Raw genomic sequence first — 11,962 nt, forward strand, 5'->3', positions numbered from 1 at the left:
GGAGTTCCATGGGCTCAAATTCATGAAATTTTTGATATATGATCTGGTTGATTACAGTTTCGGTATAAAAGCAAGATACAGTCGCCTTATTTAATTACATGATGTGGGAGCGATCGGATTGAGCTATGACGATAGGCTTACATATCTGGCCGGACAATTCTCGAGTGGTGGGGTTAATTACAAAAATAATTATAATCTTGCTGGTTTGTCTCTCATTTGTATCCCTCTCGCCCTGTGAGGCACTACCGGAAGATGTCACAATCATGGGATCCTCAACAGTGATGCCGCTGGCCGAGGCTGCTGCAGAGGTCTTCAATCTCGAGCAGAATGATTATTTGGTCAGTGTCACGGCAGGTGGAACCGGCGCGGGAATTTTAGGCATTGTGGAGCGCAAGTACGACATAGCCATGGCTTCGCGGGCTATAACTGAGGAAGAAAAACAGATGTTCGGGGACAGCTTCCAGGAGTTCAAGATCGGCATGGACGGCATCAGCATTGCCGTAAGCGATGAGATATACCAGGAAGGAGTACGGGACCTGAGCAGGGATCAGGTTATGAGGATCTATTCCGGTGAGATCACTAACTGGAATGAGGTGGGAGGACCGGATAAGGATATCTATGTTATTTCCAGAGAATACGGCTCGGGCACAAGAGACGACTTCAATGAAGCGGTGATAGGGGACATAGGGACAGAAAGCCCTGGAGTCGATACCGTGGCCTACAGCGGAGCAGAGGTCAAGACGGCAATTTCCGGAAGCGATAGGGCCATAGGCTACCTGGGATTCAATTATNNAAGCTGGATTTTTATGAGCTCAAAAGGAACCTCTACTTCTATACATTCGGCGACCCTACTCCTGGAGCCAGGGCATTCATCGATTTCATCCTGGGGCCAGAGGGACAGAAGATTGCGGCAGAAGAGGGTTTCATACCGGACTGATGCTTTTAAGGAGAGAAAAGCACTCTAATCTTGCACAGGAGCAAGCAAAAAATAATAATACCAGTATGTGCATCTACTATCTGGTGAACTTCCTTTGTGCATACCCGAGCCCAAGACCATATGGTGGGATGAAGGCCTCTGGCTTATCGATCAGACCCAGCTTCCTCTAAAGCTTGTTCCCCTGAAGATCGAGAGCATAAGACAGCTGGTAGCCGCTATCAAGTCTCTTTCCGTTCGCGGCGCCCCTGCTCTTGGAGCCGCCGGTGCCTACAGCATCGCTCTGGCCGCAGAAAGATCCCATGCCACCAACGCTTTCGATATGATCGCCGAGCTGGAGATGGCCGCCGATATGATCCGGAACTCACGGCCCACGGCGATAAACCTCTCCTGGGGTGTGGACAGAGCCCTGCAGGCGGCCAGAGGGGGGGAGAGCACTGAAGAGATTCGCGAGGCAGCGCTACGATCGGCAGAGGGGATCGCCGAGGAGGACATCCGGGTCAATCGGGCCATAGGAAAGAACGGAGCAAAGCTCTTGGAGGACGGGGACACCATTCTCACCCACTGCAATGCCGGAAGGCTGGCCTGTGTAGGCTGGGGAACTGCTCTGGGAGTTGTGCGCTCCGCGGTCGAAGCCGGGAAAAAAATAGAGGTCTACGCCTGCGAGACCCGACCTCTGCACCAGGGCTCCCGCCTGACCGCCTGGGAATTGGCAGAGGATAAAATCCCGGTAACCCTGATCTGTGAGAGCATGTCCGGCAGCCTGATGCGCAGAGGGAAGATCGACAAGGTAATTGTGGGAGCAGACCGCATAACCAGGGATGTGGTCTTCAATAAGATCGGGACCTACAATCATGCCGTCCTGGCCAAACACCACAAGATTCCCTTTTATGTGGCCGCACCCCTCTCCACCTTTGACCGGATTTATGGCGAGGAGGACATCACAATAGAGGAACGTGATCCTGAGGAGATCTGCACCCTGGCCGGAGTGCGCCTGGCACCCCTGGGAATAAACGTCTACAATCCGGCATTCGATGCCACTCCTCTGGAGCTTATCTCTGCACTGATAACCGAGAAGGGCGTCTTCCGGCCCCCGCTCATGCCCCCAGTATAGATTCTACAGAAAGGTAGTTTAAGTTTGAAGAGCAGCTCAACTCATGGATGCAGAAATCGCCGTCATCGGCGGAGTGGGCTTCACCCTGGAGGGGATAGCAGATGAAGTGGATACAGCTTACGGCCCCGTCCCTGCCTTTCGCAGCGGAATAAAGAGCCAGAGGCTCGCCTTCATCCCCCGCCATGGCACAGGGCACCTGCCGCCTCATAAGGTAGACTACCGGGCCATCATATCTGCCGCCAAGAAGATTGGCGCTCAATGGGTCATATCGGTCAATAGCGTAGGAGCAATGGCATCTCAGCCCGTGGGAAGCTTCTTTTTCCCTTATGATTTTGTCGAGTTCACCAAATGCCGGTCCAACACATTCTATGAGGACCGAGCGGTGCATATAGACCTGAGCGAACCCTACTGCCCCCATCTCCGAGGCCATCTTCTTGCAGCTGCGAAGTCGCTTGATCTGGAGACCTCGGAAGGAGTCTACGTCTGCGCTGAAGGCCCCCATCTTGAGACGCCTGCCCAGATCAGAATGATGCGCCAGTTCGGGGATGTAGTGGGTATGACCGGCTATCCAGAGGTAGCTCTGGCCAGGGAGGCTGAGCTGTGCTATGCTTCTATCTGCATTATCACCAATCCAGCCGCCGGAATGGGGGAATCTGAGAGCCTTTCCGCCAGCGATATCCCTGAGCAGGTGAAAAAGTGCCATCAGGATGTCCGGGAGATAATTTATCAGGCGGCTTTAAAGCTGGATGAAAAAAGATCCTGCCATTGCAGGGAATCCCTATCCAAGGCAGCGCTCTAGAAAAGCCCCTGGGACGATAGCTCTACATCACCTCGACCTGGACGCTGCCCTGTCCGGATTTGCCGCTCTCATCCATGGCCTTGAGAATGATGATATGTCCACCCTTTTCAAGCTCTATTGGATTCTGCTTGAAGGACCGGCTGGTGGATAGCTTTCCATCAATGCTCGAGCTCCATTCGTAGCTCAGATCTCCTTCGCCACCTTTTGCAGAGCCTTCAAAGCTTATATCCTCATCACCCTTGATGATCTGCCCGGCATCAGGTGAGGTAATGGTCACTTTTATCATTTCAGTGTCAGCATGTCCAACTGGCTCTGAGGCCCCTGCGGCGCTGTCTTTTGCGCCGCCACTGTCTTCCTTCTCCATGCACCCTGCCGAGAAAAGGGCAAGGCATATTGCCAATATGATGACCAGCTTCATGAAACGAATGATCCCTTAGTGGAATATATCTTCTTCTATAGAAGATGTCTTTATCAGAATAAAAGCAAAGCTGACCACACTTATGGCCGAGAAATTCTCAAGCCAGCGCCCTTCCCGCAATGTACAAGAGGGGCGCCAAGCTGATGCAGATTCGATCCGATTGAATCATAGATCCAAGATGGATCTGGCCACAATAAGCCTCAGGATGATGCCGGCGGAGCAGCTGGTGCCGCTGGCTCAGGCACAGACAATGCGGGCTCAGTTCTGATCTCAGTCTTTCGTACCTCTACCCTTCTCAAGGGGTAGATCACCTTGGCTTCCTTATAAATGTCCAGAGAGATCTTTCCACCCACCACATCCTGGATCAGCTGATTTAAGTCCAGGTTCTTCGACCTCTCCATGACGACGCTCTTTGAGAGATCTCTAATGCACTTGACCTGGTTTGCCCGTGCCCTTTTAACTGTAAAGCAGCTGGGCTTGATCCTGACGGTGTAGCCGTCGGTCGTGGTTACATCTACGATGGAATCAATGCGAGAGGTTCTTCTCTTGACCAGAGAGCGCACATAATCTGTGGTCATCTCATGGCCCAGGAACTTCGTATATGCCGAGTCACCAGCTACACGGTCCACTCTGAACTTTAGCTTGGTATTCTGCTTGGAGAAGTTGTTGGTGAGGTCTCCTAAGGTGGTCTCGATGATCCTTCCCACAATCCTCTCGGGATCGTTGGCGATCGTCTCTCCAAAGGGAACCCTTCCGAACATCTCCGGACTTACAACCTTATACCACTGTTTGGCCTTTCTGCTATCAGCCTTTCTCTGCGATCTTCTAGCCAATAAACATCCTCCGAGATAATATTAATCCGAACTCCGTTCAAGCTCACTGTATTTAAACCGATCGCCCAAAACAGGCATGATCCTTACGAAGGCGGTCTTCGTAGCGGAACCTTTCCATTTCGAGATCGCCTTTGTGATGCGATTCCGCTGCTGTCTTTCACTTTGTGATCTGGATTGGGAATGATCTTCTTTCCAGAGGGATATTCTCCCACTGCCTCTTGTGAACCATGGTTATCTCTGTCCTTCCTGCCTTGATCGGGACAAAGGTTAATGTCTCTATTCCGCCGGATCCAACCGATTCTCCATCGGATTCTTTGAATTCCTTTTTCTTCAGCTCAAGAAAGGCTCTGTCGAATGTTGCCTCCCATACATAACCGGTAGTGGGATTCGATTCGAGCGATAAGGTGAACTCCACGTTCAAGCTCGCGTTCATTGGATCACCAGTGATAATAGGCGCCAAAAAGGGAAATATCTTTCTATATTATGCATATTCAAATTGCCCGGTCTCAATCCATGATCCCTTTATGAGAGTCCACCAATCATCAGCCAGTCCGGTCAGAACATAATCATATGGCAGCCATCCATATCCCTCGTCGCCCCATATCTCTCCCCAGGAGTTTCTTATCATGAGAGCACCGGTGGTCTCGGCACCGCAATTGCTGTTCTTGATCTTCATCTTGTCATCATAGCCCACTGCAATTATAGCATGGCCGCCTTGCACGCTTTCATTGCTGCAGGGATAGGGGATCTTGCCGGTGCTTCCAGCCTGGCTGATCGAATCGTAAACAGTGAATCCGAATATTGAGGGAATTCCCGCTGCTATATTCGTCTTGATGTTAGACAGAAGCTTGATGGGGGTGGTTCCGGGCGGATCGAGGTTCACATACTTGAGAGCTTTGTAATTGTCCGCGAAACCGAAGAGGAATGCTGAGGGCTCCTCTTCGAACTTTGATATATCGTATGGCCAGTATCTCTCCGGTGGGACGCCAAATAGTGCCATCGCTCCCATGGTCGTCCGGATGTAAGCACCAGTATCTCCGCTCTCCTGCATCAAATTTCTCGTCACCTTATAGAGAAAAAGCCTCGAGGCATCGATATGCTCTCCGAATGCCCTTCGCTCGAAATACTCAAAGACTCCTACGCCAGCGTTTGCAGTGCATGAGCCCAGGTCGCCTTGATCCTCTATCGGTGGGAACCATTTTTTGAGATCAACCGATGTGGGAAGGGTGGAGACCGCCACTTTGGAAAGCTTAAGAGGGCCGAGGATATCTGCTACCTCCTTTGTCTGGAAGGTATAGTCTCTTAAGTCCGGAAGCTCTGGTCGCCAGCCCATTCCTTTTGTCTTCTCGCCGTTCTTTGATTTCATTCCCAGATCTTTCAAGAGTATCGTCATCATCTCAACCACCGCATAATTGATTAAAGTTCTCCGATCCTATCGCGCCGTCTCATAGTCGATTCGATCTGAATATCTGCTTATTTTATCCAATCCCTGAGCATTTATGGTAATCCTAATACTATTAAAATATTTCTAAGCATATGCACATCTAAATAACATGAGCTACGATCAATTGCAGATCGCCCATGTTTTTCGATAAACCAACTGGAGAGAAATCGTGACAATATAACTCATGAAGCGGATTTATATTGTGCCGCCAACTGCCGGCTGAGAAATTATATATCGCATCCAGCCATATCATCCATGAATGCAAAAGGATACTATCATTGAGATTTGGGAGACGGGCACTGCTGCAGCCAGGGCCTTTGAAATAATAATAGCAGTGGATGGGGAGGTGGTCATGAACAGACGGCTCAACCCGGTTGAGGCTATGGAGGCCAGAGAGATATCCTCTCAGTATGCGTCTTTCTTTTCTAACGGCAAAAAAGGGAAGAATAGCTACCTTCATCTCCTGGGGGAGAGCATCTTCCGCCTATTTTTTCAGCCGGGCTGGCAGGAGCTGGGGCCGAAGATCCTATCTGGGGGACGGCTGATTGTGATATCGAGCATACCCCAGATCCTGCTGCTCCCCTGGGAGCTTCTCCGCCTTCCGGGTTTTGAGGATATGGCCGTTGGCTCATCCCCGGATTTTGCCGTCCTGCGCGTGCCAATGGAAGGTGGCCGGCCCTCCAGCTCATCCCTTCCTACACCATTTCTCTCTCAGCCCTCTGAACTGAGAAGAGGCCCCTTGAGAATGCTCTTTTTCTCCACCAATATGCAGCATTTTGAGGAGGAGGAGCTGTCCCTTCTCAAGGCGGTGCAGGGATTAGATATCCACCTGGAGATGGGCGAGACCGCCTCCTTCGAAGAGCTTAAAAGCAGCATTGAGTCTTTCCAGCCTCATCTGGTATACCTTTCCGGCGAGGCAAAACTGTCCGGCGAAGTCTCCGGGGGAGAGGCAAGGCTAGCCTTCATGGATCCTGCGGGCAAGCTTGACCTGAGATCTGCAGAGGAGATAGCTCCCGTTCTGAAGAGTGGCGGGGTTGAGTGCATAATTCTCGGATGGGGAGGGAATGGCCCTGACCCTGCCAGGGAGCTTCTCTGCCAGAGGCTGGCAGAAGATCTGCTCATGGCTGTAGCCTGGAATGGTACCGTCGCCCCTCAGGAGATCGTTCGCTCTCTTTCCCTGGGCGCATCTGTAGATGAAGCCGTATGGAACACAGAGCAGAAGATGCCGAAAGAAGGCCTGGAAGAAAAGGAGGAGAAGAAGGGAGCGATACAGGCCTATCCCTTTATTTATGCCGTCAGAGAGCCAACAGGTCTCTTCGATCCCAATAAGAAGAGAGAGGAGATAAAAACAAGATACCAAGAGCTTCCTCCAATGCCTGGGATGACGGAAGGACATGCCAGGGGTTTTCTTGACAGAAGAAAAGATTTGCTTCGACTCTATCCCGATTTGAGACAGGGTGCGGTCAACGCTCTGATCATCACTGGCGAGCTTGGCCGAGGGAAGAGCGCTCTTGCCAATTTCCTGGCCAGAATGCTGGCCGCATCAGGCTACTTTGTGCTGCCTCTGGGAGGCACTGCCCACAACCCCATAAGCTCTGCCCGACTGATAGAAGCAGCAGGCGTGCAGCTGGCAGCGGCAGGAGAGTATCAAGGACTGGAGGGGACAAAGAGGCTCTTAGATTCATCGCTCCCGGTTAATGAGAGGCTGGCTGTCTTGATGGAGCTTCTCCGGTCCAACCGCATACTCATATTCTGGGATGACCTCGATCTTGAGGAGAAGACGGGCAGGATCTCGGATCCTCATCTTGGCGAGCTTTTCTGTCAGATGACTAAAGGCCTCCATTCCAGCCGGGCGATCATCTCCTGCCAGAAAGTCCCTGCGGATGCCTCCATTCTGCCCCGTCTGGCCAGAAACTGGAAGCTGGATCGGCTCTCCCGGACAGCTTTCCTGAGGTTCATGCTCCAGGATAGAATTATAGCTGATGGCTACCGCAAAGGCGAGATCGCATTCGATGCCCTGTCGGACCTCTATTCCCTCTACGAGAGAGATCCGTCTAAATTAGAGCAGATCCGCAGCGCTCTGGCCAGAGGGCTGCCAAAAGATGTCGATCCCCTGGCCAGGCTCGCCGAGTGCCTCAGCCCCGAGTCTCTCCTGGCCCTCCAATGCATAGCGGTCTACGATGTAGCAATGAGCCCGGCAGGCTTTACCGCCGCAGCCGGGACCGATCTGGAGAGCATAGCCGAGAGCTTGCCCCTCTGGGAGGAGCTGTCGCTCTGCTATAAGACCGGCAATCTGTGGGCGGTTCATTCCTCCGCTCGCCCTGCCCTTCGAGAAGGGTTGAACCCGAAGGAGATAAGAGAGGCTCATAAGAGGGCAGGCCGATTTCTGGAGGAGATGGCGGAATCGGGCCGCTCCCCAGAGCTTTTCTTGTTCCGTCTGGACGGCCTCTTAGAGGCGCGGGGGCACTATCTGGAGGCAGGCGACCTGGCTGAGGCGAGGAGAGTGACCGCCAGGATCAGCAGCTACCTGGATCGGAGGGGATACTACACCGAGCTGATAAGGCTGAACAGAGAGATACTGGAGCTGGAGCCGGACAAGGATTCAATGAATTGGATCGCCCAGGCCTATGCTCATCAGATGGATCTTGAGAATGCTGCCCAGTGGTACAAAAAGGCCCTGGATATGGCTCCGGATGCCTTCAGCTATCAAGGGCTGGGCATGATCCAGCTTGGCCGGGGAGAGTATGATCTGGCTGAGGAGAGCTTAGAGAAAGCTCTACAGATTCATCTGGGCCAGAAAGACCAGCGGGGAAAGGCAGCAGTTCTGCAGGCTCTGGCCTCCATTGATATGTCACGGAAGAGCGGCTCTGCGGCTAAAGATAAGCTGGAGAGGGCTGCCCGGATCCTTGAGGATCTGGGAGATAGGATGGGGGAGGCTGCGGTCTTGCAGGAGATGGCGAATATCGATATGATGCAAGGCCACTACGATTCTGCCTGGCCCAGGCTGGCCCGATCCCTGGAGCTGGCCAGAGAGGCAAAAGATCGAGCAGGTGAGGCGGTACTGCTCTTTTATCTGGCCGATGTTGACCGGGAGACCGGAGAGCTTGCTCGGGCAACAGAGGAGCTTGATTGTGCCCTGGCCATCACCAGGGATCTGGGCGACCGCAAAGGGATGGCCGCCAGCCTGCATGGATTGGGAATGATCAGCTCTCAGGCAGGGGAGATGGAAATGGCCGCGGTGCATTTCCGGGAGGCTTTGCAGGTCTATCAGGAACTGAAAGATCAGGCGGGTGAGGCAGGAGCGCTCTTTCAGCTCGGCGCCCTGGCGGTGCAGATGGACAGGATCCAGGAAGGGCTCCGCCTCATGGCTTTATCTGCAGTGGTCTTGAGAAGCATCAATAGCGATGAGGTCAAGAACATCGAGCCGGTGGTGGAGCGGCTGGCCTCGCAGCTCAACTTTAGCCAGGATCAGTTCGTAGCTATGCTCCAGGAGGTCATGCACAGCTATGTCAAAGATAAAGGAAGGGGCCTCATAGAAAGGACTTTTGGAGGATAAAGGGATATTATAGAGAAAAGATGCCGATGATATTCAGGATGAGGAGGATCAAATTGCCTCTGCACCCAATGCGGGAGCCTTCAGCGGAACCTCATCCACCGAGCAGGCAGCGATCTTCTCTGCCAGCTTCGCCAGGACCTCTTTTCTCATCCCACCTACGAACTTGATGGAACCAACGACGAGATGACCTCCTCCTGAGACCCCTCCATTGGGGATCTCCTCCATCAGCTCTTTAACCATCTGGGGGATGTTCATCCTCACTCCCCGGCTGCGCAACACTGCAAAATCCGGGCCATAGCCGATAGTGACCACCGGCTTTCCATCATATTTCTGGCATAGTCGGTCGTGCACCTCGCCTGAGGTCTTGCCAGGCGGGGGGAAGGTGAACTTATGGGCGAAGTTCTCCACATCCAGGACGTTCATGATGATGCCATTGGGAAGCTTTGTGCTCTTGACATTGCCCATGCTCGCCCGGAGCTGCTCGTCTATGGCAGCATTGGCCTGCTCGCAGAGAAGCTCGACGATCTTCTGGTGCCGGTCAAGCCTTCCCAGGCACAGGATGTCGTTTATCAGCCCCCGTCCATCGTTGAAGCGCTGCCAGAAGGCCTCATAGTCTAAAGCGAGGGCGATCTTTTTGAGGTCATCTCTCGGGAACCGGTCCTCGACCAGGCGGATGTATAGATCAGCCTCCGGGGCCTCGCTGCGGTCGCCCACCGCGGATACAGCCGGAAAATGACGGATCTTGTTCTCGACCTCGGGATGGATCATGCGGGCGATCTCCGTGGCCAGCATGCCCGTGGTCAGGCCGAAGTCCCCTCCGGCGTGGGCGGGATTGACATGGGCCACCAGGAACTGGTCTACGATCTTGTGGGGATGGTGATGGTCGACCACCAGCATCTCCAGGCCGTAAACCTGGGCCTGGCGCATGGCAGGAACATCCTCCTCGGTAGAGCCGTTGTCCATCAGAACGATCAGAGGCATCTTCTGACCGTGCCGGCTCTGATCCTCCAGGGCAAATGTCAGGTCCTTGGTTACATCCTCCAGCTCGTAAAATGGGGCTTTGCTGGGGGCGCGGCGGTAGTTGTGGTACTCGGCATCCGGGCCGCTGACCTCGGCAATCAATGGGAGAACGGCCATCTCAATGGCCACTGCAGCGGAAATACCATCAGCGTCGGCATGATGGCGGACCACAATGGGTCGGGACTTGAGGACGGCGCGGCGGATCTCTTTGGCCACCGCCTTCATCGCCGGACGCAGCCGGTCCAAGATCTCGCTTTTGACCAAAAACTCCGTCTGGGCCGGCTCGGCCCGAAGGTCAATGGCCTTCTCTATCTGGTCTTTAACTACCGAGGCATCGCCTCCCCAGAGGCGTTTCATGGATTTTATCTCCACCTGAACCTGATTGTTGCGCAGGCTGACTTCGCCGATGACCCGGACCATCATATCGCTATCAATATCAGCGTACGCTCGCACTCCGGCCCGTTCGAAGGCAGCGCAGAAGACCAGGCCGCTGTCGTCGGCCAGGGTGAAGATGGTCGGACCGCCGGTCTGCTTGACCTGGATCACCTCTCCCTTGATCATGACCGTCTTGCCCACCTGGCTGTGCAGATCAGATGCCTTGGATAGAGGAAGGTCCTTTTCCACTTCGACGGTGTTGTACTCCTTCAGCTCTGCTGGCTCAAGCTCTATGTTGCCATTAGGCAGGATGTTTCTCACCGTCACCATGATGGCGTCGCCAGCTTCCGGCCGACTCTTGAGATATTTGTTGTGGGCCAGGCCGCGCACAGAATCGGATAGATCGACAAAAGCCCCGAAGTTTGCCAGACCGGAGACCTTGCCCTGGTAGATCTCCCCCACGGAGATATCTCTGATGTCGCAGGCTGGATCGAGGATGTGGACCAGCGGCTTTTTGGCACAACGTTCACAGAGCTCCTTTTTGCTGTCCAGCTTTGTCTTGCAGACCACGCACAGGTATTCCCGGCCAAGACCATGGCAATCAGGGCAGATCTCGGTGATCGGAATCTTGCCGCTACCCTGACAGACGCTGCATTTCGCCGAGCCGCTCTCGATCAGAGACTTCATGTCCTTATCTGATGCCTCTCCCAGGGAGATGGACTCGGTCGTTCCCTTGCCATTGCAGTTGGGGCAGGGCTTCTCTCCAACCGTGAGCACTCCACGGCCCTGGCATCTCTCACACTGATTCATCGCTCTTGGGATGTTTTGGAGGAATTTATAGCTTCGGGATGTTCCCGGTTTCGGGCACGAGATAGCAGGATCCTGGAAGGCTCTAAATAAGGGAGACCATATTCTTTTGGCCCGTGCGAGCAGTGGTTTTGCGTCTGGGGCATAGACCGGAGAGGGATAAGAGGATCACCACCCATGTGGGCCTGGTCGCCCGGGCTTTTGGAGCGGAGGGGATGCTTCTTTGCGGTCGCGATGCCCATGTGGAGGAGAGCCTGAATGATGCAGCCAGGCGGTGGGGAGGGAACTTCCGTCTCACCCCGAATGCGTCATGGAAGGGAGAGATCGTTCGCTGGAAGGAAAGCGGTGGTCAGGTGGTTCACCTCACCATGTACGGCTCGAATCTGCCCGATGTGATCGATGAGATCCGCAAGAGCGAGGATATACTGATCGTGGTGGGGGCGGAGAAGGTTCCGGCAGAGGTGTATCAGTTGGCGGACTGGAATGTGGCTGTGGGCAACCAGCCCCATTCCGAGGTGGCGGCTTTGGCCGTTTTCCTGGACCGGCTCTTTTTGGGCAGGGAGCTGTTCCGGGAGTTTGAGGGGGGGCTGAAGATAGTGCCCTCCTCTCGGGGGAAGGAGGTCATCTATCCGGAATTCAGCTCGAAGGATGAAGAAGGAGGA

At 53.9% G+C, this 11,962-nt stretch carries 10 protein-coding genes; 5 read left to right on the forward strand and 5 right to left on the reverse strand.

Annotation, left to right across the window (positions count from 1 at the left end):
- The first annotated feature begins 281 nt into the window (after positions 1–281).
- The 3 genes from BP822_RS11795 (at position 282) to BP822_RS11805 (ending at position 2,847) form a co-directional block, all read left to right on the forward strand.
- Positions 282–965, forward strand: coding sequence for a substrate-binding domain-containing protein (locus BP822_RS11795; RefSeq protein ID WP_422655973.1), 684 nt, complete (start codon positions 282–284; stop codon positions 963–965).
- Positions 966–1,031: 66 nt separating this feature from the next.
- The gene (locus tag BP822_RS11800; RefSeq protein ID WP_273271756.1) at positions 1,032–2,048 is read left to right on the forward strand and encodes an S-methyl-5-thioribose-1-phosphate isomerase; all 1,017 of its coding nucleotides are present in this window, start codon (positions 1,032–1,034) and stop codon (positions 2,046–2,048) included.
- 43 nt (positions 2,049–2,091) lie between these two features.
- Positions 2,092–2,847, forward strand: a complete 756-nt coding sequence (locus BP822_RS11805; protein ID WP_273278706.1) for an MTAP family purine nucleoside phosphorylase — start codon at positions 2,092–2,094, stop codon at positions 2,845–2,847.
- A gap of 22 nt (positions 2,848–2,869) precedes the next feature.
- On the opposite strand, the gene BP822_RS11810 is transcribed toward BP822_RS11805, so the two are convergent.
- The 4 genes from BP822_RS11810 to BP822_RS11825 form a co-directional block, all read right to left on the reverse strand.
- Positions 2,870–3,265: a hypothetical protein gene (locus BP822_RS11810; RefSeq protein ID WP_013720703.1), complete on the reverse strand. Its 396-nt coding sequence runs from the start codon at positions 3,263–3,265 to the stop codon at positions 2,870–2,872.
- A gap of 200 nt (positions 3,266–3,465) precedes the next feature.
- Positions 3,466–4,098: a 30S ribosomal protein S3ae gene (locus tag BP822_RS11815; protein ID WP_013720702.1), complete on the reverse strand. Its 633-nt coding sequence runs from the start codon at positions 4,096–4,098 to the stop codon at positions 3,466–3,468.
- Positions 4,099–4,255: 157 nt separating this feature from the next.
- Positions 4,256–4,531, reverse strand: a complete 276-nt coding sequence (locus BP822_RS11820; RefSeq protein WP_083804746.1) for a protease inhibitor I42 family protein — start codon at positions 4,529–4,531, stop codon at positions 4,256–4,258.
- A 48-nt stretch (positions 4,532–4,579) separates the two neighbouring features.
- The gene (locus BP822_RS11825; protein WP_286878350.1) at positions 4,580–5,491 is read right to left on the reverse strand and encodes a C1 family peptidase; all 912 of its coding nucleotides are present in this window, start codon (positions 5,489–5,491) and stop codon (positions 4,580–4,582) included.
- Between the two features lie 310 nt (positions 5,492–5,801).
- Here BP822_RS11825 and BP822_RS11830 point away from each other — a divergent pair, with 310 nt between their 5' ends.
- On the forward strand, positions 5,802–9,098 hold the full coding sequence (locus BP822_RS11830) for a tetratricopeptide repeat protein (protein WP_286878351.1): 3,297 nt from the start codon (positions 5,802–5,804) through the stop codon (positions 9,096–9,098).
- A gap of 48 nt (positions 9,099–9,146) precedes the next feature.
- Here BP822_RS11830 and BP822_RS11835 read toward each other — a convergent pair whose 3' ends face one another.
- Positions 9,147–11,303: a DHH family phosphoesterase gene (locus tag BP822_RS11835; RefSeq protein WP_286878353.1), complete on the reverse strand. Its 2,157-nt coding sequence runs from the start codon at positions 11,301–11,303 to the stop codon at positions 9,147–9,149.
- A 113-nt stretch (positions 11,304–11,416) separates the two neighbouring features.
- On the opposite strand from BP822_RS11835, the gene BP822_RS11840 reads away from it, so the two are divergent.
- Positions 11,417–11,962, forward strand: a 546-nt coding sequence (locus BP822_RS11840; RefSeq protein WP_286878354.1) for a tRNA (cytidine(56)-2'-O)-methyltransferase, incomplete at its 3' end; no start/stop codon positions are given.

It is taken from the genome of Methanosaeta sp. UBA458 (genome assembly GCF_002496085.1).
Lineage (GTDB): Archaea > Halobacteriota > Methanosarcinia > Methanotrichales > Methanotrichaceae > Methanothrix > Methanothrix soehngenii.

Bases quoted from the DNA above. Each gene is read 5' to 3' on its own strand.
- BP822_RS11825 (WP_286878350.1), bottom strand. From the start codon at position 5,491: ATGACGATACTCTTGAAAGATCTGGGAATGAAATCAAAGAACGGCGAG.
- BP822_RS11820 (WP_083804746.1), bottom strand. From the start codon at position 4,531: ATGAACGCGAGCTTGAACGTGGAGTTCACCTTATCGCTCGAATCGAAT.
- BP822_RS11835 (WP_286878353.1), bottom strand. From the start codon at position 11,303: ATGAATCAGTGTGAGAGATGCCAGGGCCGTGGAGTGCTCACGGTTGGA.
- BP822_RS11805 (WP_273278706.1), top strand. From the start codon at position 2,092: ATGGATGCAGAAATCGCCGTCATCGGCGGAGTGGGCTTCACCCTGGAG.
- BP822_RS11830 (WP_286878351.1), top strand. From the start codon at position 5,802: ATGCAAAAGGATACTATCATTGAGATTTGGGAGACGGGCACTGCTGCA.
- BP822_RS11810 (WP_013720703.1), bottom strand. From the start codon at position 3,265: ATGAAGCTGGTCATCATATTGGCAATATGCCTTGCCCTTTTCTCGGCA.